Annotated in this window: 20 protein-coding genes and 4 pseudogenes; 10 read left to right on the forward strand and 14 right to left on the reverse strand. The window is 70.7% G+C overall.

The window, feature by feature from the left end; translation table 11 throughout:
* Nucleotides 1-27 precede the first annotated feature (27 nt).
* Together P8T65_RS21215 and P8T65_RS21220 are read right to left on the reverse strand one after the other, a co-directional pair.
* A complete protein-coding gene (locus P8T65_RS21215; protein ID WP_316726874.1) occupies nucleotides 28-1,482 on the reverse strand; it encodes an FG-GAP repeat protein in 1,455 nt (484 codons plus the stop codon).
* 198 nt (nucleotides 1,483-1,680) lie between these two features.
* On the reverse strand, nucleotides 1,681-2,037 hold the full coding sequence (locus tag P8T65_RS21220; RefSeq protein ID WP_316726875.1) for a hypothetical protein: 357 nt from the start codon (nucleotides 2,035-2,037) through the stop codon (nucleotides 1,681-1,683).
* A gap of 378 nt (nucleotides 2,038-2,415) precedes the next feature.
* Between P8T65_RS21220 and P8T65_RS21225 the strand changes: the two are divergent.
* Both P8T65_RS21225 and P8T65_RS21230 read left to right on the forward strand, forming a co-directional pair.
* Nucleotides 2,416-3,269 (forward strand): annotated as a pseudogene (locus P8T65_RS21225) (IS5 family transposase).
* Nucleotides 3,266-3,664, forward strand: coding sequence for a hypothetical protein (locus tag P8T65_RS21230; RefSeq protein WP_316726876.1), 399 nt, complete (start codon nucleotides 3,266-3,268; stop codon nucleotides 3,662-3,664). Before P8T65_RS21225 ends, P8T65_RS21230 begins: the two are co-directional and overlap by 4 nt.
* Before the next feature lie 220 nt (nucleotides 3,665-3,884).
* On the opposite strand, the gene P8T65_RS21235 is transcribed toward P8T65_RS21230, so the two are convergent.
* The 3 genes and pseudogenes from P8T65_RS21235 to P8T65_RS21245 all read right to left on the reverse strand — a co-directional run.
* Nucleotides 3,885-4,580: an ester cyclase gene (locus tag P8T65_RS21235; protein ID WP_316726877.1), complete on the reverse strand. Its 696-nt coding sequence runs from the start codon at nucleotides 4,578-4,580 to the stop codon at nucleotides 3,885-3,887.
* A gap of 286 nt (nucleotides 4,581-4,866) precedes the next feature.
* Nucleotides 4,867-5,160: a 2TM domain-containing protein gene (locus P8T65_RS21240; protein WP_316726878.1), complete on the reverse strand. Its 294-nt coding sequence runs from the start codon at nucleotides 5,158-5,160 to the stop codon at nucleotides 4,867-4,869.
* Nucleotides 5,161-5,300: 140 nt separating this feature from the next.
* Nucleotides 5,301-5,615: pseudogene (locus tag P8T65_RS21245) on the reverse strand (heavy metal translocating P-type ATPase); the annotation flags it as partial.
* A 391-nt stretch (nucleotides 5,616-6,006) separates the two neighbouring features.
* Here P8T65_RS21245 and P8T65_RS21250 point away from each other — a divergent pair.
* Together P8T65_RS21250 and P8T65_RS21255 are read left to right on the forward strand one after the other, a co-directional pair.
* The gene (locus P8T65_RS21250) at nucleotides 6,007-6,450 is read left to right on the forward strand and encodes a MarR family winged helix-turn-helix transcriptional regulator (RefSeq protein WP_316726879.1); all 444 of its coding nucleotides are present in this window, start codon (nucleotides 6,007-6,009) and stop codon (nucleotides 6,448-6,450) included.
* A complete protein-coding gene (locus P8T65_RS21255) occupies nucleotides 6,443-6,970 on the forward strand; it encodes an aspartate carbamoyltransferase (protein ID WP_316726880.1) in 528 nt (175 codons plus the stop codon). The genes P8T65_RS21250 and P8T65_RS21255 overlap by 8 nt, the downstream gene beginning before the upstream one ends.
* Before the next feature lie 54 nt (nucleotides 6,971-7,024).
* Here the strand turns inward: P8T65_RS21255 and P8T65_RS21260 are convergent, their stop codons facing one another.
* The 3 genes from P8T65_RS21260 to P8T65_RS21270 form a co-directional block, all read right to left on the reverse strand.
* The gene (locus tag P8T65_RS21260; protein WP_316726881.1) at nucleotides 7,025-7,339 is read right to left on the reverse strand and encodes a sulfurtransferase TusA family protein; all 315 of its coding nucleotides are present in this window, start codon (nucleotides 7,337-7,339) and stop codon (nucleotides 7,025-7,027) included.
* Nucleotides 7,336-8,592 carry an MFS transporter gene (locus P8T65_RS21265; protein ID WP_316726882.1) on the reverse strand — a complete coding sequence of 419 codons (1,257 nt, stop codon included), beginning with the start codon at nucleotides 8,590-8,592 and terminating at the stop codon, nucleotides 7,336-7,338. Before P8T65_RS21265 ends, P8T65_RS21260 begins: the two co-directional genes overlap by 4 nt.
* A 149-nt stretch (nucleotides 8,593-8,741) precedes the next feature.
* The gene (locus tag P8T65_RS21270; RefSeq protein ID WP_316726883.1) at nucleotides 8,742-9,410 is read right to left on the reverse strand and encodes a metalloregulator ArsR/SmtB family transcription factor; all 669 of its coding nucleotides are present in this window, start codon (nucleotides 9,408-9,410) and stop codon (nucleotides 8,742-8,744) included.
* 86 nt (nucleotides 9,411-9,496) lie between these two features.
* Here P8T65_RS21270 and P8T65_RS21275 point away from each other — a divergent pair, with 86 nt between their 5' ends.
* Entirely contained in the window at nucleotides 9,497-10,855 is a 1,359-nt protein-coding gene (locus P8T65_RS21275) for an MBL fold metallo-hydrolase (RefSeq protein WP_316726884.1), read from the forward strand.
* Nucleotides 10,852-12,144 (forward strand): MFS transporter, encoded by a 1,293-nt coding sequence (locus tag P8T65_RS21280; RefSeq protein WP_316726885.1) that lies wholly within the window; start codon nucleotides 10,852-10,854, stop codon nucleotides 12,142-12,144. Before P8T65_RS21275 ends, P8T65_RS21280 begins: the two co-directional genes overlap by 4 nt.
* Before the next feature lie 113 nt (nucleotides 12,145-12,257).
* Here P8T65_RS21280 and P8T65_RS21285 read toward each other — a convergent pair.
* Nucleotides 12,258-12,609 (reverse strand): annotated as a pseudogene (locus tag P8T65_RS21285) (SulP family inorganic anion transporter); the annotation flags it as partial.
* Between the two features lie 230 nt (nucleotides 12,610-12,839).
* On the opposite strand from P8T65_RS21285, the gene P8T65_RS21290 reads away from it, so the two are divergent.
* Nucleotides 12,840-13,601, forward strand: a complete 762-nt coding sequence (locus P8T65_RS21290; protein WP_316726886.1) for a DUF4142 domain-containing protein — start codon at nucleotides 12,840-12,842, stop codon at nucleotides 13,599-13,601.
* Nucleotides 13,602-13,717: 116 nt separating this feature from the next.
* On the opposite strand, the gene P8T65_RS21295 is transcribed toward P8T65_RS21290, so the two are convergent.
* The 4 genes and pseudogenes from P8T65_RS21295 to P8T65_RS21310 all read right to left on the reverse strand — a co-directional run bounded on the left by P8T65_RS21295 (nucleotide 13,718) and on the right by P8T65_RS21310 (nucleotide 17,422).
* Nucleotides 13,718-14,344: a hypothetical protein gene (locus P8T65_RS21295; RefSeq protein WP_316726887.1), complete on the reverse strand. Its 627-nt coding sequence runs from the start codon at nucleotides 14,342-14,344 to the stop codon at nucleotides 13,718-13,720.
* 250 nt (nucleotides 14,345-14,594) lie between these two features.
* Entirely contained in the window at nucleotides 14,595-15,125 is a 531-nt protein-coding gene (locus P8T65_RS21300) for a MarR family transcriptional regulator (protein WP_316726888.1), read from the reverse strand.
* An 80-nt stretch (nucleotides 15,126-15,205) separates the two neighbouring features.
* Nucleotides 15,206-15,756: pseudogene (locus P8T65_RS21305) on the reverse strand (PP2C family protein-serine/threonine phosphatase).
* Between the two features lie 451 nt (nucleotides 15,757-16,207).
* On the reverse strand, nucleotides 16,208-17,422 hold the full coding sequence (locus P8T65_RS21310; protein WP_316726889.1) for a beta-propeller fold lactonase family protein: 1,215 nt from the start codon (nucleotides 17,420-17,422) through the stop codon (nucleotides 16,208-16,210).
* Between the two features lie 499 nt (nucleotides 17,423-17,921).
* Between P8T65_RS21310 and P8T65_RS21315 the strand changes: the two genes are divergently transcribed.
* On the forward strand, nucleotides 17,922-18,179 hold the full coding sequence (locus P8T65_RS21315; RefSeq protein WP_316726890.1) for a hypothetical protein: 258 nt from the start codon (nucleotides 17,922-17,924) through the stop codon (nucleotides 18,177-18,179).
* 120 nt (nucleotides 18,180-18,299) lie between these two features.
* Nucleotides 18,300-18,587: a hypothetical protein gene (locus P8T65_RS21320; protein WP_316726891.1), complete on the forward strand. Its 288-nt coding sequence runs from the start codon at nucleotides 18,300-18,302 to the stop codon at nucleotides 18,585-18,587.
* Between the two features lie 286 nt (nucleotides 18,588-18,873).
* Here the strand turns inward: P8T65_RS21320 and P8T65_RS21325 are convergent, their stop codons facing one another.
* On the reverse strand, nucleotides 18,874-19,476 hold the full coding sequence (locus tag P8T65_RS21325) for a DM13 domain-containing protein (RefSeq protein ID WP_316726892.1): 603 nt from the start codon (nucleotides 19,474-19,476) through the stop codon (nucleotides 18,874-18,876).
* Between the two features lie 260 nt (nucleotides 19,477-19,736).
* Between P8T65_RS21325 and P8T65_RS21330 the strand changes: the two genes are divergently transcribed.
* Nucleotides 19,737-20,969: an alpha/beta fold hydrolase gene (locus P8T65_RS21330; RefSeq protein ID WP_316726893.1), complete on the forward strand. Its 1,233-nt coding sequence runs from the start codon at nucleotides 19,737-19,739 to the stop codon at nucleotides 20,967-20,969.
* Nucleotides 20,970-20,974: the final 5 nt, after the last annotated feature.

The raw sequence follows: 20,974 nt of genomic DNA on the forward strand, positions 1-20,974 counted from the left end.
GGCGGGCTGTCGAGGAGTGGAGGGGGGTCAGTCGGCGAAGTTGTGGCCGAACTGCGGGGACCCGCTGGCCGAGATGCCGACGGTGGAGGTGTAGATGCCGCTGGAGGCGGACAGGGTGCCGTCGGCGCCGGAGCGCAGGGCGTAGACGGCGCCGTTGCCGGCGTTCTCGCCCAACGCGCCGACGACCACGTCCGCGCGACCGTCGCCGTCGAGGTCGGTGAGGCGGACGTCGGAGCCGAAGAGGTCGTTCGTCTCGTTGGAGTTGGGTACGCCCGGGGTGTCCTGGCTGAGGAACCTCGCGCCCTGGCCGGTGATGCCGGAACCGTCGGCAGCGCCGTACAGGACGGTGACCGCGCCGGTGTCGGCGACGCCCGCGAGGTTCTCGCCCGGGGCACCGACGACCAGGTCGAGGTGGCCGTCGCCGTTGACGTCGCCGAGGTCGATCTCGTCGGCGAAGGAGTCGCCGGACTCGCTCGCGCCCGGGACACCCGCGCTGTCCTGGGTGAACGTCTGCGTGTCGCCGAAGGCCGGGCCGTCGGCGGTGCCGTGCACGATGTGCGCCGTGCCTCCCTTGTTGGCGCCCGCGACACCCTCGTCCCAGCGGATGCCGATGACGATGTCGCCGTAGCCGTCCTCGTCGGTGTCACCGATGTCGGTGATGATGCCGGCCGGCAGCCTCTGGGCGCCGTTTCCGGTGGCGCCGTTCGCGCCGCCGGGGAGCCAGTAGTTGGCGTTGTAGTCGTCGTCGGTGGCGTAACCGTTGACGATCAGATCGTCGGTGCCGTCGCCGTCGATGTCGCCGGAGTGCAGGTTCAGCGGGCCGCCGCCGTCGGCAGCACCGGCGTAGATGGGTGCCTGAGCGGTGTAGCGCCCGCCCGTGGTGCCCTTGGTGCGGCCGAAGCCGCCACGGTGGACGTCGACGGTCGAGCCACTGGAGCCGAGGGCGATGTCGTCCTTGCCGTCGCCGTCGAAGTCGCCGGCCTCCAGCGTGCGGCCGACGAGGTCGTGCTTGGTCGGACGCGGGTCGGTGAGGGTGGTGCCGCCCTTCAGACCGCTCGCCGAACCCCAGAGGATCACCGCGGTGCCGCCGTCGGTGTCCCCGCCGACGTCCTCGCCCGGGGCGCCCACGGCCAGGTCGTCGTAGCCGTCGCCGTCGAAGTCGCCGTACGCGGTGTCCGCTCCGAAGTAGTCGCCCTGCTCGGCGGTGCCCGGAACGCCGGAGGTGTTCTGGCTGATGGTGGCGTAGCGGTTGCCGGAGGCGCCACCGTAGACAACCGTGACCGTTCCTGCTCCGGCCCGGCCGTTCACGTAGGCGGGCCCGGCGGAGACGGCCACGTCACCGTAGCCGTCGGCGTTGAAGTCGGCCTGGGCGATGGCCGGGGTGTCGACCGCCGACGCCGTGCCCGTGGCGGTCACTGCCAGTCCGCCCGTGAGGGCGGCGACCGTGGCCACGGCCAGAGCGGTACGGGTGCGTCTGTGCATGTGGGTTCTCCTGGGCAGGTGGGAATGGCTGGCGGGTGTCACGGTCGATGAAGCGACACACCGTCCACATATGCCTGGAATTTCCCTGGGCTTTGCGAACAGTTGGCGCTCAAGAGACTCGCGGTGGAGGGCGGAGGGTTGCACGTGAATTTCTGGAACCTGCGGGGTCCAAAGGAGCGGGCAGCAGTGCGATGCGGGTCAGCCGAACTGCCGCGACTGCGCGGTGGACGGGCCCGTCCACGGCCCGGTCCGCCGTCCGAACCAGTCCGAGAGGGCCGCGCCACCCTGCAGTCCCAGGCTCAGGAACACCAGGTGGGGTGAGGTCGCGGACAGCAGGAGGTCGGCGGCCTCACGCGGCATGGCCGCCAGGTCGGCCACCGCGGGCACCACGCCGCCCCCGTACAGCACGAGCACGGCGACTCCCTGCACCCGGGTCCGTGCCGGGGACCACCGTGTGCGCGCCCTCCTCGGTGCCCAGCCGCGGAGCATGGCGATACCGAGAGGCAGTAGCACCGCCGTGAACAGGCCGATCCAGCACCACAGGAAAACCGTCACGTCCCGCTCCCAGTCCTCGCTTCTCCGGCGCGAAGTCTGCCCCCACGCGCGGTCCGCCGTCACTGCCGGAATCCGGAAGCCTTCGAGCGGCGGAACTGCGCGATTACCGCTGTCCGCCGCCGCCACGACTCGCCCGGTCGTTCCTCGCCTGGTCATGCGAGGAACGGCCCGGCGTGACGCGCCCGGCTCGGATGGCGTCCCGCCGAGTGCCCGCCGAGTGGTGTAGCCGATCAAGCTGACGGAATCCCCGGGTCGGGCCCGAAGCGCCCTCGCCTGAGTGGACGTCAAGTCCGATCTTCCCTGGTTCGTGATCGCTCTATCGAGGTACTGATCGGCGTGCAGGCCGCCTACTGGGCATGCCCATGCCGAGATGCGAGCATGGGGCGAGAGACGTATCCCAGCGACTTGTCGGACGAGCAGTGGTCGTTGATCGAGCCGATGATCACGGCCTGGAAACAGGACCAGGTGGCACGGTCGGCGACCGGGGGTCCCGGATCCTGCGATCTGCGGGAGGTCGTGCACGCGATCTTCTACCAGAACCGGACGGGCTGCCAGTGGCGCTGCCTCCCGCATGATCTGCCGTCCTGGTCGGCGGTGTTCTACTACTTCGGCCTGTGGCGCCAGGACGGGCTCGACCAGCGGATTCAGGAACTCCTGCACTGCCAGGTGCGGGAGAGAGCCCGGCGATCAGAGGACCCGTCCCTCGTGATCATCGACACCCAGTCCGTGCGCGCGGCCGCCGGTGTCCCGAGACCACGACGGGGCTGGACGTCAACAAGAAGGTGTCAGGGCGCAAGCGGGGACTGGCCGTGGATGTTCTGGGGCTGGTCATCGGTGTCGTGGTGCCGGCCGCCTGCGCCCATGACAACGCCGTCGGCACCGCCCTGCTCGACCAGGCCGCCGAACGGTGCGGGATGCGCCTGGAGAAGGCCCTGGTGGACCAGGGCTTCAAGGACGAAGTCGTCATCCATGGCGTGTTGTCGGACATCGACGTCGAGGTCGTCCGCAGCAACCCCGACGACCAGGACAAAAGCTTCGCTCCGCAGCCGAAAAGGTGGATCGTGGAGCAGGTCAACGGCACGTTGATGCTGCACCGGCGCCTGGCCCGTGAGTACGACCACCGGCCCGCCCCCTCCGCCTCACGCGTCTGCCGGGCGTCCATCGCGAACATGACTCGCCGCCTCACCGCACCGAGTCCGTCCTGGCGCGACACCCTCGGGCTGGCCGCATGAACATCACTGAGCCCCTGGCCGATCTCCAGGCACAGCACGATGAGACCACCGTCCGGGCCGGTGAACTACGCGGCCAGATCGAGCACTTGACCGCCACCCTGGCCGAGACCGAAGCACGACTGGCGGACCGGGCCATCACCCGGAAGGTCATCGCCGAACTCGCACCGGCAAGAGAAGACTCCGAACCGCCCGAGACGAATACCGCCTACCAGGCCATCGTGAACGCCTTCAATCAGTACCCCGACCAGGAGTTCCGAGCTCGCGAGCTGCACGAACTCCTCGGCATGCCCACTGACGAGGTCGCCGTCAACGTCACCCGCGCCCGCCTCGGACGCCTCACCCGCCAAGGCTTCCTCGCCCAACCCGGACGAGGCCGCCACCAGAAACGGACTTAGCGTCCACTGAGAGCGGACAACCACGGTCGACAACGGTGTGTCAAGCCCTCACGCCAGCAGCGACCCAGCGGATCTGCCCAGCGCAGGGCGTGCAGGGGAGGCGCTTGACAGCGCCTCCCCTACCGAAGCCGGGAGCGCACGTCCGTTTGGTCCTCGTCGCCGCTCCAGGCGAACGCCCGGTCAGGGACCTGGGGTTGCTTGATGAGGCCCGGGCGGGATCTCAGGCCTCGATGGCGCCCAACTGCCGCAGCAGACCGAGGTCGTCGGTGTTCCACCAGCTTTCCGCGATCCTGCCTCCCTGGCAGCGGAACGTCGCGTGACCAGTGGTCGAGAACTCCCGGCCGGTGGCTTCCATGCCCAGGAACTCACCCGTATGACGGCCCTTGAAGGAGAACTGCGCGCTCACCAGGTCGCCCTCCGCGATCAGGTTCTCGATCGTGACCACCGGTTCAAGTGCGGCGTGAAGCTTCCGGTTCGCCGCCTTGGACTCCTCGAGCCCGACGACGCCCGTCGGCAGGGTGGGATCGTGCTCCTGGTAGTCGGGTGTGCAGAGCGTGTCCTCCGCGTCGAAGTTCCTCTTGTTGGCCACTTCCTCGAAGAAGTTGCGAACCACGATCTTGTTCAACTGCTCGTCCCGGAGGACGTCGAGGTCCGTGAACGTGGGCTCCTGGTCGCAGGCCGCCACCATCTCCTGGAAGATCCGGTCCGTCTCCGGCAGCCGTGAGTTCTTCATCGCCTCCTCGTACGAGGGGAACTCCACGATCTCCACAACGTGCGTGGAGTCGGTGCGGTCCCGGCCGACGATCGAATGGGTGGCTGTCCGTTTGCCCTGGGTTGCTTCGACCCAGCTGTCCATCAGCCTGTTCAACTCATCGATCCTGCTGGTCCTGCAGTCGATGACCTGGACGAATGTCATGGCGCCTCCTGCAGAGTGAGAGCGCTGGGGATGACTTCAGGATATGCGCGATCTGCCCGTTTCGTCTCGACGGGATCGCTTCCCGTGCACCAGGCCTCCATGGCCGCTCGGCCGGCCGACGGCGTCCCTCGGCCGGGGTCGGCACGACGGAAGAGCAAACGGCCGCAGTGGCTCCCTGAATGCTCGGTTTCGAATCTCGTCACCCTCTCGTGAGGAGAACATCCGGTTCAGAGGGCCGGAGGTGTGTCATGCGGAGGAGAAGGGGGCCCACGACCGGCACGCGCCCTCAGCGCTTGCTGCGCAGCTCCCGGTCGATGTCCTCCTCGGTGATGGGCCGCCGGAAGTACGCCTGCCACGCGTCGAGAAGCAGGAACACGCCCCACCCGCCCAGGACCCAGCCCGGCCAGAAGTACCCTGCACCCGTCAGTGCCCACACCACGATCAGGAATGCGTTGATCACGACATAGGCCACGAAGTCGGCGCGGAGTTTGCGCTTCTTCTCAAGCCGCTTGTGGGCCCACTCCCTGTCCGGCGTCGTCCGTGGCGAGTGCGAATCGTCCGCGCCCAGGGGATCCACCATGATCGCCACCTCCTCGGTTCGCTGGGGCTGCCCCGCCCCTTCCCATGATCCTCCGCACCGGCTGGGCACGCCTCTCAAAAGCGGCTCAGATGCCGCGAACCGGGCCGCTCCAGCAGCGGGTTCGGTTCATGAGCCGACCGAGCCCGCCCGGCCACCACCAGGGACAGAGGGAGGAACGAGGCCGCGTAGCGGTCGGCCGACCGCACGATCGGTGCGGACTCGGCCCCGGCCTGCCGGGGCGGACGATTCCGGCGTAGGTGCTGTCCTGCTCGGTGACGGTGGCACGCAGTTCGAAGGCGCCGCCCTCGTCGACCACACCACTGCGCACCCCTTCGCGCTGGGCCCGCTCGACCTGGAAGCACCGACTCGTCGAGGACGGCGGCGCTTTCCACGCGGACATCCACAGGCACGACGCCCCCGGGGCGGACGACGGGCAGGTCACCGACGGCGACCTTGCGGCGGCGGGCTGGGGCGCCGGTGGGCAGGCCGCCATCGAAGGGAGCCGTGGGGCTTCACCACGCGCCGACGGGCCATCCGGGCACGAGCAGCACGAGAAACGATTCCGGGAAGCAGCCGCGAGTCCGGATCGGCCGACACGGAACCGGCGACGGCGGAAATCGACACCGTCCCAAACTCGTCCCCACTCGGGCGTCCGCCTCGGAACCGGCGCGACCAGGTCCGGCACCCTCGCGACCTCAGGCACAGCTGTCGCACCCCGGCCGGCAGCGGCTCGCGGCCCATTCCTCGCCCGACAGGCGTCCTTGGGCACCGTCACATCATCGGCCAGTCAGGCACACCTCGGAGAGATGGTTGCATCGTCGAACCATCTGGTTGTAGCGTCGAACCATGCCGGAAGATGGTGGAGCAGCGGATCCCGCTCTGTTGCAGGACGCACTGCGGGGTTTCGTCCGTGCTTTCGGGCTGCACCAGCCCGAAAGCACTCCGTGCGGTCAGGCGATCCCGGTCTCCGAGGCTCACGCCCTCGGCGAGCTTGCGCAGGAGGGCGAACTGCGGCAGGTGGAACTGGCCCGCCGGCTGCGCCTGCAGAAGAGCACCGTCAGCCGGCTCGTCGGGCAGCTGACCGTCCGCGGTTGGGTGGAACGCGCTCCCGCCCCCGACGACGGCCGCGGCGTCACCCTGCGCCTCACACCCTCCGGACAGACGGCCGCGTACCACCTCGCCGACGCGCGGCGGGAGAAGTTCGCCCGGCTGCTCGATGCGATCCCGCCCGACGAGCGAGCAGGCGTACTGCATGCCCTCGGAGTCCTGACGGAGGCACTGGATGAATAACGGCAAGCGCCGACTCTTGACGGCGGGCATCGCCGCAGGGGGTGTCGGCGCGGCGCTGGCCGCTCTCCTGCTGGTCGGCGACCCACAGCAGGAGAGCGGCGATCGGCGGACCGATCGGCAGGAGGCGGTCGCCGAACGCGGCCGGACCGTGATGCCCTTCGACCTCGAAGCGACCACTCACCACTTCACCCCCAGCGAGACGGGCGGCGTCCAGGACGTCGTCGCCGACCGACCCGACGACACCGAGCAGGTCAACCTCATCCGCACTCACCTCCAGCAGGAGGCCGAAGCGTTCGGCCAGGGAGACTTCGGCGACCCCTCCCAGATCCACGGCGACAGCATGCCGGGCCTGGCGGAACTGGAAGACGGCTACGAGCGCGTCGAGGTGCGCTACCGGGAACGGCCCGACGGCGCCACCCTCACCTACACCACCGACGAGCCCACCCTGGTCGATGCCCTGCACGACTGGTTCGAAGCACAGCTCAGCGACCACGGCGACCACGCCGAAGCAGGACACTGACCGACGAAGCGATTGCGAGCGATGGGGTGAGTGTGCCGGACGTCGTCGCCGCGCTCAGCCTTTGGTCCCGTCCTGCCGGCCGCCCGGGTGCCACGGCGCGTCGGGCCGGGTGGGCAGAGCATCGGCGGTCAGGCGGAGCGCGTACACATCCCGGTCTGGGTCGGGGACGGGTCCGAGGTAGGTGTGGCCGGTCATGTGCCACCAGGCCGACAGGTCGAGCGGGGCGGCCGGGTCGGTGGCAATGACGTGGACGACCGAGCCGGGCTCGGCGTCGGCGGCATAGGCACGCAGCTTCAGCAGGAGGGTGACGCGGAGCAGGCCGGTGCCGTCGACCGTGATGTCAACCGCGGAGGCGGTGGGGTTGGTCATCGGCGGCTCGCGGTGGCGGCGATGGCGGGCAGGACGGCGAGGGCGAGGATTCCGCCGGTGAGGGCGAGGACGGGGTAGCCGGAGGCGGCCACGACGAGCCCGGAGGCCAGGCCGCCGGTGGCGCCTGCGATGGCGATGGAGACGTCGACCATGCCCTGGGTCTTGGCGCGGGTGGCCAGGGGCACGGTGTCGGTGATGATCGCGGTGCCGGCCACGAGGCCGAGGTTCCAGCCCAGGCCGAGCAGGGCGAGGGCAACGGCGAGCGGGGCGACGGAGTCGGTGGGTGCGGTGGCGGCGAGGATACCCGCGGCCAGAAGGGTGATGCCGGAGGCGACGGCGACCTTGATGCGGCCGTAGCGGTCGGCCAGCCGTCCGGTCAGGGGCGAGGGCAGGAACATCGCGGCCACGTGGACGGCGATGACGAGGCCCGAGGCAGTGGTGGTGTGGCCGTGGTCGTGCATGTGGACGGGCGTCATCGTCATGATCGCGACCATGACGAGCTGAGTGAGGACCATGATCAGCGCGCCCAGGACGACACCGGCGCTGCGGCCCTGGGCCGAAGCCGTCTCCTCCGTACTGGTGGTGCCGTTGCCGAGGGACTGCTCGGTGTCGAGGGTCCGGGCGAGGATCAGGGGGTCGGGGCGCAGCCAGATCGCCAGGACGAGGGCGGCGGCCACGTAGGCGACGGTGGCCAGGAGGAACGGCCCGGCCAGGCGGGGGATGCCGAGGGCGTGGGCGAGGTCGCCGGTGAGTGAGGTGAGGTTGGGGCCGACGACGCCGCCCAGGGTCGTGGCGACCAGGACGGTGGAGACCGCGCGTCCTCGGCGGTCGGGGGCGGCGAGATCGGCGCCTGCATAGCGCGCTTGGAGGTTGGTGGCGCTGCCGGCGCCGTAGACGAACAGCGCGAGGAAGAGCAGGACGGCGTTGTCAGCGACGGCTGCGGCGACGACACCAGCACCGCCGATCGCTCCGACGAGGTATCCGGCGGCGAGGCCGGAGCGGCGGCCCCGGGCCTGGGACATGCGGCCGACGGCGACGGCGGCGAGGGCGGAACCCGCGGTGAACAAGGCACTGGGCAGGCCGGCCAGGCCGGTGGAGCCGAGCATGTCCTGGGCCAGCAGCGCGCCGACGGTGATGCCGGCGGCGAGGCCGGCGCCACTGAGGACCTGGGCGGTGAACAGGACGGTCAGGACGCGTCGCTGCGCCTGGGAGCGCGGGGATATCTCGTTCGCGGCGGAGTCGGTGCTCGTCAAGGGGGCTCTTTCGCTAGGGCGGCGGGGACGGGGAAGCAGGCCGCCGCTGCGAGGAGCGTGCGGACGACCCGGGCGTGTTGGTCAGTGAGTGTCAAGGGCCGGGGCGCGCAGATGGCCCGACTCGCTCCGCGGCCTCAGACGCGCGGGGATCACGCGGCTTCGCCGATGGCTACCGGCATCTCGGCGAGGCGCCACTCCAGCATGCCGTCGGACAGCCGCACAGCTCGCCGCCCGCGGGTGTTGAGCAGCCGCACGGCGTCGTGGGCCATGACGCAGTACTCGCCGCGGCAGTAGGCGACGACCTCGGTACCGACGGGCAACTCGGCGATGCGGTCGGCGAGTTCCTCGACCGGGATGGAGAGGGCACCGGGGATGTGCCCGGCGGCGTACTCCTCGGCCGGACGCACGTCCAGGACGACGACCTCGCCCGCCTGCGCACGGGCCAGCAACTCCTCGCGCCCGACTTCCTCCGGCTGGTCGTCGCCGAGGTAGGCGATGCGGGCGGCCTCGACGCCTGCCTGGTGGGTCTGGGCGACCCGGCGCAGCAGGGCGTACAGGGCGGAGACGTCGTCGCCGGCCAGCCGGTAGTGGATGCGTACGCCGTCGCGGCGGGTGGACACCAGCCCCGCCTGCTTGAGGGTCTGCAGATGCGCGGAGGCGGTGGTCAGGTTCAGCCCGGCCGCCTTGGCGAGGGCGTCGACGGTGCGCTCGCCCTGGGCCAGCAGGTCGAGCAGTTCCAGTCGCTTCCCGCTGCTCAGCGCCTTGCCGGTGTGGGCGAAGGCGTCGTACAGCGCCGACTTGCGCGCGGGGTCTCCCATGACATCCTCCATAAATCCATGGAATATTGTATCTGTGGCCGGGCGCCCTGACCACCCGCCGCCCACCGTGACACCAGGAGGACGCGATGGGCTTCGCCGACGATCACCTGATACCGCTGGTCGACGAAGAGCTGGGCAACAGCGCCTATCTCGTCGACCTCGGCGACCGACGCGCCCTGGCGGTGGACGCGAGCCGTGATCTGCGCGCCCTGCGCACCGCCGCCGCACGGCACGGGCTGAGCGTCGCCTACGCCGCCGACACCCACCTGCACGCCGACTTCCTCACCGGCGCCCTCCAGCTCGCCGCCGACGACGGCGCGACCGTCCTGGCCTCCGCCGCCGGACACCGCGCCTTCCCCCACACCGCGCTCACCGACGGCGACGAGACAGACCTGGGCGGCCTGACACTGCGGGCCCTGGCCACCCCCGGCCACACCGACGAGCACCTGTCCTTCCTCCTCCTGGACGGCACCCATGAGCTGGGCGTCTTCACCGGCGGCTCCCTCATCGTCGGCTCCGCCGCCCGCACCGACCTGCTCGGCGCCGACCGCGCGGACGAACTCGCCCGAGCCCAGTACCACTCTCTGCGGCGCCTGACCCAGCTGCCGGACACGACCGCTGTGTGGCCCACGCACGGCGCCGGCTCCTTCTGCTCCGCTCCGCCCGGCGCCGAACGCACCACCACCATCGGCGCCCAGAAGCATGCCAACGCCCTGCTCGCCGCGCCGGACGAGGACACCTTCGTACAGCAGCTGGTCGGCAGCCTCGGCTCCTACCCCGCCTACTTCGACCGCCTGGGCGAGATCAACCGGCGCGGCCCCGCGGTCCTCGGCACGTCCCCCACGCTCGCCGCGCTCTCAGCGGCCGAGACACGCCAGGTGCTGGGCCAGGGCGCCCAGATCATCGACGTACGGCCCGTCACGGACTTCGCCCACGGCCACATCCCCGGCGCGATCTCCATCCCGCTGCGCGACCAGTTCGCCCCCTGGCTGGGCTGGCTGCTGCCCGAGGACGCCCCGCTCGTCTTCGTCACCGCACCGGGCCAGGACCTGGCCGAACTCACCTGGCAGGCCCTGAAGATCGGATACGAGCGGCTGGCCGGACACCTGGAGTGGGCCGCCTGGCAGGCGGACGACGGAGAGCAGCAGACCATCGACCTGCTCACCGCCGACCACATCGCAGGCCGTCCGGTCCTGGACATCCGGCAGCGGGCCGAGCACATCGCCGGACACATCCCCGGCGCTGTCGGCATCGAACTCGGTGAACTGACCGCCCGTACCGACGAAGCACCGACCGGCGCCGTGGTCGCCTGCGGGCACGGCGAGCGCGCCATGACCGCCGCCAGCCTCCTCGCGCGTGCCGGACACGACGACCTCGCCGTCCTGGACGGCGGACCGGGCGACTGGGCCAAGGCCACCGGCCGCCCCCTGGAGGAAGGTGCGTGACCTCCCCCAAGTCCTCGACTCCGCTCGACCAGGGCGGACCCCCATCCGGCCCCGCCGACGGCATACGACTCGGACTGCGCGCCAACCTCGCCCAGTTCACCCTGCTCGTCGCGGTCAACGCCCTGGTCGGCGGCATGCTCGGCCAGGAACGCACCGTACTGCCGCTGCTCGCCGACGACGTCTTCCACCTGTCCGCCTACACCGCCGCGCTCACCTACATCCTGGCCTTCGGCGCCACCAAGGCCATCACCAACTTCTTCGCCGGCACCTTCTCCGACCGCTACGGCCGCAAGCCGGTCCTGATCGCCGGCTGGCTGATCGCCCTGCCCGTGCCGGCCATGCTCGCCTGGGGCCCGACCTGGGGCTGGATCATCGCCGCCAACGTCCTGCTCGGCATGAACCAGGGCCTGACCTGGTCCACCACCGTCATCATGAAGATCGACCTGGTCGGCCCGGAACGCCGCGGCCTGGCCATGGGCTTCAACGAGGCAGCCGGATACGTCGCGGTCGCCGCCACCGCCATGGCCACCGGCGCCATCGCCGAACACGCCGGGCTGCGCCCCGAGCCGTTCCTCCTCGGCGCCGCCTATGTCGTCCTGGCCCTGGGCCTGTCCACCCTCGCCGTCCGCGAGACCCGCGACCACGCCCGCGCCGAGGCCGCCCAGCACCCCCGACAATCAGGCTCCGATGCCGAGTTGACCACCGGCCAGATCGCCCGCCTCACCAGCCTGAGCGACAAGGCGCTGTCGGCCGCCAGTCAGGCCGGCATGGTCAACAACCTCAACGACGCCCTCGCCTGGGGCATCTTCCCCCTGCTCTTCGCTACGCACGGCCTGTCCATCGCCCAGATCGGCGTCCTCGCCGCCGTCTACCCCGCCGTATGGGGCGCGGGCCAGATGCTCACCGGCTGGTGGTCCGACCACGTCGGCCGCAAACACCTCATCACCGCGGGCATGCTGCTCCAGGCCGCCGCCATCGCCCTCGTCGCCGCCGGAACAACCTTCTCCGTCTGGGCCACCGCCCAGATCCTGCTCGGCATCGGCACCGCGCTGGTCTACCCGACCCTCCTCGCCGTCATCGGCGACGTCGCCCACCCCGCCTGGCGCGCCCGCGCAGTCGGCGTCTACCGCCTATGGCGCGACGGCGGCTTCGCCATCGGCGCCCTCCTCGCCGGAATCCTCGCCGACGCCTACGGCCTCACCACCGCCATCTGGGCCGTCGCCGCCCTGACCGCCGTCTCCGGCCTCGTCGTCGCGATGCGCATGTACGAGACCCATCCGCGCCCCTGACCACCCTCGGACGTCACCGTGCCAGAACCCCGTCCCGACCCAACGCCTGGGCGTCATCGAGGCCAGACGCGACGGGCGAAGCCCACCCTGGAACGCCTCTTCGGGTTCCGGACGGCCATCGGGATGTCGGAGACGACCGGACCGAAGACGATGCACAGCACCATCAGGAACGCGTCGGCGAGAAGCGTGGACAGCCGGGTGCGGGCGCCGGAGACCCGTACGTTGATCATCGTCTGGCCGATCATGGCGCAGCCGCCCATGCCGCCGAAGAACCCGGTGACGATGTCGGCGACGCCCTGATCGACGGGACTCGCGGGTCTTCGAGGCGCGGGTGTCGGTGATCTCGTCGACCAGCTTGGCCGTCATCAGTGACTCCAAAAGGCCGACCAGCGCCATGGCGAGCGCATACGGGGCGACGGTGGTGAGGGTGTCCAGGGTGAACGGCGCGTCCGGCAGGCCCGGTTCAGTGACGGCGAAGTCCGCTCCCCCGTTCCGCATGTACCGCGCGGCAAGACCCGCGAACGATCACCCCGTCGGCGTGACACGCATCACACCACCTGATGCAATTTTGCTCTGCGCAATGATCCATCCGGCGCTCTCGTCCGTACCTCCTGGCGACCGAGATTCGCTCCCCGGCGGATCCCTCGCGCTCGCGCCCCGACCGGGGGTCCCGCGTCCGCATGCCAGGAGGAACCATGCGCATCCCACGTACCCCAGGAGCCATCTTCATGAGCGGAGGCCTCCTGATGACCGTCGTCGCACTCGCCTACCCCGCCATGCTGGGTGTCGAGAAGACGGCCACCTCGACCGAGCGCATCATCGCCAGCACGCCGTTCGGTCCGTTGACGGAGGCCGACCGTGACTTCGTGATCAAGGTGCGCTCGGCGGGGCTCTGGGAGTATCCGCTGGGCGAGATGGCCATGGAGCGCGGTACGACCCCGGAGATGAAGGAGGCAGGCGAGCATCTGGTCGTCGGGCACGCCGGTCTCGACGAGATGTGCCGCAGGATCGCCCCGGAGCTGGGCATCACGCTCAACAACCAGGCGAGTCCGCAACAGCAGCAGTTCGTGGCCACCGTGGACGCGGCCACCGGCAAGGAGTTCGACTCGACCGCCGTGCAGATCATGCGCGTCACGCACGGCCAGATCTTCCCGGCCATCGCCAAGATCCGCGCCAGTACCCGCAACACCCTGGTGCGCCAGCTCGCCGATCTCGCCAACGACACCGTGCTCGACCACATCACCGTGCTGGAGAAGACCGGTCTGGTCAATCACGAGAACGTCAACTACCAGCAGACCAACCCCCCGAAGCTGCCCAAGGACCAGGCCACCCCGCCCGTGCCCCAGCCGGGCGCTCCCATGGTCGTCCTGACCCCGCGCCCGGACCTGGACGTCAACACCGCCGCACCGACCGCTCCCCCCAGCCCGTCTGCGTCGCCGTCCACCGGGGAGAAGTGACACCGGCGCCCACCGTGCCGGGTCGACTCGGCCCCGCGCCTGGCGACCGAACAGGCGGGCGACGGGGCCCGGCGACGCCCGGCCGAAGGAGCTCGCGTTCGACGAAGAGAGACCCTTCAAGAGGGCGGGATCAGCCGGAAGGACCGCACGACGGCAAGCGTGCACCCGGTGACAAGCGCGACCGCCAATGCCGCCACCCCCAACAGCGGGCCGCGGTCCGCACCCGGCGCCACACCCCGCGGCAGCACCGCCCCCTTCGGGTCGTACACGACCGTCAGGACGTCCCCCGGCCGGGTCGACCCTCCGCACCCGCGCCAGATCCGTGCCGAGAGGGGCACTCCGGCCCGGCTCGTCACAGAGCACAGATACCGACCGTCCTCGATGCCGGTCCCTGGCCCGCCTTCGACCAGGGTCACCACCACCGGCCGTACCTCACCCCGCTGGGTCAGCACCAGCCAGGCGGCGGCCTGGGGCATGAGCAGCGCCAGGCACAGGCCGAGCGTGGCGGCGATGCCGACGAGCGCGCGGCCCGCCCCGGTGATCAGAAGGTAGAGAGCGAGCGCGGCGGCGATCACCAGTCCGCCCTCCCCGGCCGCCAAGGCGGGATGCCCGGCCCAGACCCCCGCGGTCCCGACTCCGATGATGGCGGTCGTCGCCAAGGCACCGACCAGGATCCCCTCGACGACCAGCCACCGCGGCGGCAGGCCGACGAACTCCGCGGGTCCCCACACGAAGGCCCTCACATGGGCCGACGCACCAGCGCTACCGTCGAGCCGCGGCCGACACATCCGCTGCTCCTCCCCGGTCGTCGCGCGATGTCCACGAGCCGCGGCACCGGTATGACGGTCCAGGGCGTCACGACACCCCCACAACTCTCTTGCATTATGCAAAAGAGCCAGAGGGGAAGAACAGTCCGGTCACACCCGGCCGAGGGCCGGAACCGACCCGTCGGGCCCGCCGCCCGAACCGTGGCCGAGCAGACCGCGGGTGCGCTCAGGCGCCCCTGGGCAGTACCGGGTCGACCCAGCCCAGAGGGTACGGCTCGGTGTCGTCCGCCGCCGGGGCGAGCGGTTCGTCGCCCGCCTCGTTGAAGGCGGTGAGCGCGTCCACGAGGGCCGACCGCTGGTCCGGCGTCAGGCGCTCTGCGATCCCGGCGATCTCCGTCCTACGGCGACCGGTGACGTCCTCGACGGTGCGCCGTCCCTCGTCCGTGAGCTGGAGCACGGTCTCACGGCGGTTGCTGGGATTGGTCTGCCGGTCGGCGAGCCCGGCCGCGATGAGCCGGTCGACCATGCGCATGGCCGTGGACGGCGCGACCTGAAGAAGGTCGGCGAGGGTGACCAGCTTGGTGGCCCCGTGCGTGGACAGCACCACGAGCATGCGGAACTGGGGCAGCGTCGCCCTCTCCTCCACCTCGGCGAGCGACCGGGCGGAGACGACCAAGAGTCTCGACGCCGTGAGCACCGCACGGGTCACCACGTCGACATCGTCCATGCCCCCGGCCGGGGCCTCACGTTGCACCATGCGGCCTTTCTACCTCGCCGCGAGCACCGTCCACTCTGCACATAGGAACAGATTTTCCACTCCCATGACCCTTCCATGGTTCATCTCGGCGCCCGCCTTCCCCGGTCCCTCCCGTAGCCGCGACAGCGGAGCAGCAGCATCGCGGCGTCGTCGTGGGGCGGTCCCTCGGCATGGCCCTGCACATCGCGGCGCAGCGCGTCGAGCGCGGCATGCGCGTCAGGGTCCTTGAGCAGAGCGGCCCGTTGGGCGAGCGGATGGAAGTGCCCGTCCTCGTCCCGCGCCTCGATGACACCGTCGGTGTACAGCAGCAACTGCTCGCCCGGTGCGAACCCCACCCGGTAGGGCTGCGGTCCGGCGTCACCGTGCGCGCCCAGGCCCGGGGGAAGCGCAGGGGAGGGCGGTTCGGGGAAGTCGGCGGTGCCGTCGTCCCGTACCAGCAGTCGAACAACCCGTCGTAGATTCCGAGCCCCACGCACAGCACGAGCGCCACCACACCCGTCAGCGCGGTGCGGCGCCAGCCTCCGACGAGCCCGGCGCAAGCAGGCCCCCGCGACACCAACGGCAACAGTCCGCCCCCGGGCCCGACCACGATGTCCACGACAGTCACCACCGCCATGACCCCACCCGGCATCCACGACAGCAAGGTGGCGCTCTGCGGCGGCTTGTTCCCCGTGCCGGTGCCGCTTTCCACCGTGGCCCTCAAGGCGGGACGTCGGCGGTCATCCAGTTCGGCAACCGCCATCACGCCGGCACCGCGATTCCTCCCAGCGGAGGCCGGGGACGGAGATCCTGGCGGGCTGCTCCCGGCCGCATCCGCGGACGGCCCGCCGCGCGTGCGCGTTCATGGGGCTGCCCTCCGACGGCAACGAGGCCGCATTCCTCGCGGCCGGACGCACCATCCCGTTCGCACGTCTCGACGCCTCGGTCGGGTACCGCCGGGGGTGCTGTCCCCCGAGGCGGGAAGCCACCGCACGCCGCCGACGGCAGGGCGGGCCCGGCCGTCGACCACCGCGCGGCGGACGGCCGGTGGCGCCCCCCGGAGTCGCTCCGGGGGGCGCCGCCCGCCGCGGTGGCCGCTTTCCTTACACCGCGGCGATGCCCTCCATGCCGGACTCGGCGAAGGCGGGCAGTCCGGTGGCGGTGGTGACCTTGGTGAGCGAGCCGTTCCGGCCGACGCGGAAGCCGTCGACCGTGCCGGAGACGGCGTTCTGCACGTACAGGAACCTCTCGTCCTCGGTCACCGCCAGATCGATGACACCCTGGGACTTGGCCGAGGGAGGCGTGGCGATGCCGACGTCATTGGTGAGGGCGAGGCGTCCGTCAGGGCCGGTGCGGTATCCGGTGACGGTGGAGTTGCCCGTGTTGCCCCCGTAGAAGAAGTCGCCCGCACGCTCCAGCCAGCACAGCGTGTCCTGGCCGTTCGGCAGCGGCTTCTGCACCAGCTCGAGGCGTCCGTCGGAGCGCACCTTGTACGCACTGACCGTCGACTTCGCGGCCTCGGCCACCAGCATCCGCCCGGACCTGTCGAAGGTGATCGCGAACGGCACCTCCCCGGCTGACCGGTTGACGACAGCCCGCTCGGCCGGGCGTCCGTCGCGCCGCATCGGGAAGACCTCGATGGTGTTCGCGGACTTGGTGGTGACGACGAGTTCACGGCCGCCGGGGGTGAACGCGACCTGCCCGGGCGAGCTGCTGAACAGCGGCACCGTGTCGTTGTCCAGCCCCAGGGAGCGCTGCGAGCCACGCAGCGGCTTGAGCCCCTTGGCGGTGATCCGGAAGCCCTGGACACTGCCCTCCCCGCCGGCGTTCATGACATAGGCCACCGATCCGTACACCGCGACGGAGGCCGGGAAGTCGCCGCCCGAGTCCACCACGCGACGATCCGTCAGCTTCTGCCCCTGAACGCGGAACGAGGTCACCGTGCCGCTGCCCGCGTTGACCGCCAGCAGCAGGCCGGAGGCGTCGTCGTAGACGAGCGAGCCCTGGGAGGCGAGCGAGTCGGTGGGCGCGTCGACCTGGTCGCCGCCCTTGCCCCCAGTGGCGTAACGGCCGGCCGCGGTCAGCTTGCCGTCGTCGCCGCGCTTGAAGGCGTGAATGGTGTTGCCGCTGAGTTCGTTGCCCTGCACGAACACCGCGTGGTCGGCACCGGCCGCCGGTGAACCCGTGTACCGGCGCCCGGTCTCCCCCGCCGACGCGACGGTCACCGTGGCCACCGCCGCGACGGTCGCGAGGACACCGGCCCCGGCGACCGTCAGTCGAACCTGTAACGAGGACCTGCGCCTGGTGTGCCTGCTCATCCCTGTGCTCCTTCTACCCGTCCGCCACCCCGGAACGGTGGCGGGCGAATCCAGAGTTGCCGACGGGGCAGGAGTGGCTGAAGGGGTTCGGCATCCACGTCAGGGTCTCGTAAGAACCACGGTGGCGATCTCATTTTGTACTGTGCAATGATCGAGCGGGGCCCGTCCGGCAGCCGGCTGCCACCCGGCACCAGGAGTGACGACGGCAGAAACCGAATGCGGGATCAGGGCGTCGGCAGCCGGACGCCCCCGCCAGCGGATCCGCCGCCGGCCTGACGAGGGAAATCGCACTCCACCCGTCCACGACGAGGTGTGGCATCGATTCCTCACCGACAGCGAACGCGCGGTACGGCGGACCGCTCCCAGGGAGCCCTCCGCCCGGGAACGAACGGCGCTCGCGCAGCCCCGTCGTTTCCCCGATCCGCGCGAGGGGGCGGGGAGGACGGCAGAACCGCCCTGCGTTCAGAGCGGATCGGTCTCGCGGTACGAGGCCAAGGCGGTGGGTGAACTCTGGCAACCGGCCGACCCGTGGCCCGGCCCGCCCTGGCGCGACCTGGACGGCCGGGCGAGGCGACGCCGAGCGGGCCGTGTCCTCGGCACGGTCGCCGCGATCACCGTGGTACTCGGCCTCTTCTCCCACCTGACGGCACCTGGAAGCTCGCACGACGAACCGGGCGACTCCATCTCTCAGCAGTCAGAGCAGGCCCCCACCGGGTGGGCCACCACCACCGACATCACGACCCCGTCGCCCGGATGAATGAGGCAGAACCTCAGCCTGCCGCCGGCGCCGGCAGGCCCCGGAGGTGAACACCAGAACCGACAGCACCGTACTGGTCGCATACGGCCCAGGCCGATCGCCGGGGAAGGAGGCACGAGCGTGGCGGCCGACGCCGTACCGCCGCCGGGTGAGCACCTTGCTCCGCATCGGACGGACCGGGCAGGGACCCGCGTGCGAGCCGCGGCGTTCGCCGTGGTCGGCAGCGTGCCGGCGGTGTCGGGGCACTACGCCGTGGCCGACGGAGTCACCCCGTGGCGGCCGGCCGCGCTGCTCGTCCTCGCCCAGTTCGCCGTCGCCTGGCCCGCCACCCGGCGCCGCTTCTCCCTCGTGGCGACGCTCGGCTGCACGCTCGGTGTCCACATAGCCCAAACCGAAAGCGAGGCGTGACGCGGACTGTCGCGGCACGCCTCGCCCACCATCCGAGCCTCTACCCGAGCGGGAACGAAGCGATGACGTCAGGACGCCCACGAATGACCAAGTCGAAACCGCGCCCATGAGCGCCCCGACGATCCTGATGACGAGCGGGCTTGCGGCCTCAGCCCTCCGACAACACTCCAGGCACTGCGCCCTTCCCCGCCTCGCCCGCCGCGGGGGCCATGACCAGCCCGGCCCTCTGACGTCTTATGGACCCCATACCGCCGGCCCTTCCGGAGTCTCTCCGCCCCACGGCCCGTCACACCGGGGCGAGCTCGGCTGCACCGAAGGAGACGTCGAACCGGTCGCACCAGATGCTGACACTGCCGAACCGGGCCGGGTCGACGCCCTCGGGCAGCGGGTAGTTCTGACTGCCCTTGTTGCCCTTCAGCTTGCCGAGGCTGACGTACTCCCCGTCATCGAAGACATGCCAGCCCGCACGTCCCTCCTTCACCGGCGCGTCCGTGAGCCAGACACGAAGGTCGGGCCCGTTGCTGGTGTCGAGGTTCTCCAGCCGCACGACGTGCGAGCCGTCGGCCAGCAGTACGAGCTTCACCACGCCGGAAGTGGTGTGCTCGTGGCTGATCAGCTCGCCACTGGCCAACGTCTCCGGCCTGGCGGACGCCGACGCCGAGGGCGTCGGGGAATCGGTCGGCGAGGTCGCTTCAGGTCGCTTCGCCTCAGACCCCAGAGAGGACACCGCGGAGGGCTCCACGGCCCCGGGCAGCGCCTCCGTCACCGTCTGGTCCTGCCACAGTTTCCACGGCTGGAACCAGTACGCCCCGAAACCGACGGCCGCGACAGCGACCACCAGGACTCCGGCCATCCACGGCCTGACCAGTACGGCCCGTACCCGCCCCATCACGTACCTCCTTCAGAGAGTCCCTCGCCCCGCCACCTCATTCAACGCGACGATCGACCGTCTCCGGCCCTGGAGCAGATGACAGAACGCTTACGGCTGCGGCATCGGCGGTCGCGCCAGGCGCCCTCGCGGGGCTTTCCCGATCCGGCCGACTGCCGACGCGACCTGTGCGACCTGTGCGACCTGTGCGACCACCGTGATGGACACACCCGAATATCGCTCATGTGTACGCCCACAGAAAGGAGTTGTACGCTGCAAAGGTGAAGGGGGACAAGTATCGCTTCGGAGAGTTCGAGCTGGACCTCTCCCGGCGGCAGCTCCGTCGGGCCGGCGAGCCGGTCCACGTCGAGCCTCGGGCCCTGGACCTGCTGTGCCACTTGGTCCTGCACCGGGACCGGGTGGTTCCGAAGAGCGAGTTGCTCGACGAGGTGTGGGGTGACCGCTTCGTCAGCGAGGCCGCCCTCACCACGGCGCTGCGGACCGCGCGTCTGGCCGTGGGCGACACCGGCAGCCGTCAGCAGCTGATCCGTACCGTGCACCGGCGGGGCTGTCAGTTCGTGGCGCCGGTGACAGCCGTCGGTGACGCCACGTCCGCGCGTACCGACCAGGGAACCGAAACAGTCGGGACGACAGCCGACGGGCCGAGCGGTGCCGACCGTCAGACCATCCGGTTCTGCAGGGCCGGTGACGGCACGCGCATCGCCTATGCCGCCGTCGGCTCGGGACCGCCCCTGCTCAAGGCGGCCAACTGGATGTCCCATCTCGACCTGGAGTGGACGACTCCGGTGTGGTCGCACTGGCTGCGCGGGCTCGCCCGCAACCACCGGCTGATCCGCTACGACGAGCGCGGGTGCGGCCTCTCCGACTGGGTGGTGCCGCGCTTCACGTTCGAGGACTGGGTCGACGATCTGGAGACCGTGGTCGAGGCCGTGGGGCTCGACAGGTTCCCTCTGCTCGGGGTGTCGCAGGGCGGTGCGGTGGCGGTGGCCTATGCCGTGCGCCATCCGGAGCGGGTCAGCCGGCTGATCCTCGCCGGGGCCTACGCCCGGGGGCGGCAGGTCCGGGCCCGAAGCGAGACCGAAGGTGCCGAGGCGGCCCTCGACCTGGATGTGGCCCGGGTGGGATGGATCCATCAGGACCCCAGATTCCTGCGGGTCTTCGCCTCCCAGTTCCTGCCCGATGGCACACCGGAGGACTGGGACGAGTTCAGCGCTTTTCAGCGGCGGACGACCTCGCCGTCCAACGGGGTGCGTTTCCTTGAGGAGTTCGCCCGGATCGACGTGTCCGACATCGCCCACAGGGTGGCCTGTCCGACGCTGATCCTCCATTCCCGCGACGACGAGCGGGTGCCGGTCTCCCAGGCCAATGAACTGGCCGCGCTCATTCCCGACAGCCGGCTGGTCCTGCTCAAGAGCCGCAGTCACCTGCTCACCGAGTACGAACCGGCCTGGGACGAGTTCCTGTCGCACGTCGGCGCCTTCCTGACCGAGTGAGCCAC

The organism is Streptomyces sp. 11x1 (assembly GCF_032598905.1).
Classification (GTDB): Bacteria; Actinomycetota; Actinomycetes; order Streptomycetales; family Streptomycetaceae; genus Streptomyces.